Below are 1,492 nucleotides of genomic sequence, written 5' to 3' on the forward strand. Positions count from 1 at the left end.
GAATTCGCCGCGGGCATCAGCCTGAGCAACGACCTTGGTGAAGGCGTCGAACATTGAGTTAGCTCCTGTTCTCGACGTCGAACGTCGTGGTGGGGTGGGTAAGGGGGGTGGGAACGCCAAGGACGTTCACCTGTGCTGGGCACGGACTTATTGTCTGAAAGAATCGCGCCAGGATCCGTGAAGTTTACAAAGGGTCATCGGTAGTCGTTGGTCTTCTCTGGCCGGGGTCAGTCGTGGGCCTGTTGGGCACGCCATCTAGGGCCTGATCTGTGCCTTGATGAACACTCAGGAGCTGCGATCCTGCAGCGATCCCGGTGCAGCCAGGCCATGAAAAAGCCCCTTTCGGCATCACGCCGAAAGGGGCCGGGAGGCAGAAGGCCGTGGACCTGAGCGGTGGAACTGACCGTCAGTTCACAGGGGTCACGCTGGCGACCCGTCCGCCCTGGCGATGGATCATCTGCTGGGCTTCCAGCAGTTTGTTGAAGGGCACGAAGCGAACGGTGTTGCTGCGCTTGTGCAGGCGGTACTCGTTGAGTCCGGTCACTTCGATGCGGTACACCTTGGCCTTCTGGCCGATGCCCTTGGCCATCTTGGTGATCGATTCATTGGCCACCTGGCTGGGCTGGAAGGCCGAACCCTTGGCGTTGGGGCTCACCACGGGAACGGCGCGGTTCTGGTGCAGGGCCTTGCCGAGTCGGAAGTTGGTGCCGGCGGTGTCTCCTTTGACCGAAGCTGCGGCGCCCCGGGCCAGCTGCATCAGCCAGGAGAACTGACGACCCTGCTGGCCGGCGGAGTAGTCCCAGCCGGTCAGGTAGGGGACCACTTCCTCCCCGAAGCGCTCCTGGTATTCGGCGCTGTCGATGTAGGAATCGATCTCGGCATCAACACCCTGCTCCTGCAGGATGGTGAAGTGATGCAGCATCTCCGCCTTGTTCTGGGGGGCACGGCCAAGCAGATGCTTGAAGTTGAGCTCGATGAAGTGATACGGGTTGCAGTTCTCGAAGAACTTGGCACGGTAGAGGCCACTCTTCGCCACGGCACGCACGAATTCGCGCACGCTCAGATATCCGTTGCGGAAGAGGGATTCAGCACCCTCGAGACGCTCGCTCTCCATGATGTACTGGCGTCCGAGCACCTGCTGATAGACGGTGCGGATGATTGTGCTCTTATCCTGATCGGACGCATTTGACCAGTTTTCCTTGTTGCGGTCGTTCGCGAAGCGTTCGATGCCCAGATAGGGCGCATTGACGAGGGTCATGGATGGCGGGCCAGAAGGGGGAGGACTGCACGCGTACGGTGCGCCGTTCTGATCCTATGAGGAAGTCCGCACAGGATTTCAAGATGATGTTCGATCGTTACAGCAGATGAGAGCCCGGAAACTCCACGCCCGTGGGATTCCGGCCAGAAAAAAGGGCCCCCCGAAGGGGACCCCGAGACAACGATGGCCTTGAGAGCTCAGACGAGAGCGCTGATGGCGTAGTCGATGTAGTTG

The 1,492-nt window shown here is 60.3% G+C and carries 1 protein-coding gene; it reads right to left on the minus strand.

From position 1 onward, the window contains the following. Nucleotides 1–406 precede the first annotated feature (406 nt). Nucleotides 407–1,258 carry a phycobilisome rod-core linker polypeptide gene (locus tag KUG39_RS16145; protein WP_094585038.1) on the minus strand — a complete coding sequence of 284 codons (852 nt, stop codon included), beginning with the start codon at nucleotides 1,256–1,258 and terminating at the stop codon, nucleotides 407–409. Nucleotides 1,259–1,492 lie beyond the last annotated feature (234 nt).

The sequence above is a fragment of the Synechococcus sp. CCAP 1479/10 genome (assembly GCF_019038515.1).
GTDB lineage: Bacteria > Cyanobacteriota > Cyanobacteriia > PCC-6307 > Cyanobiaceae > Cyanobium.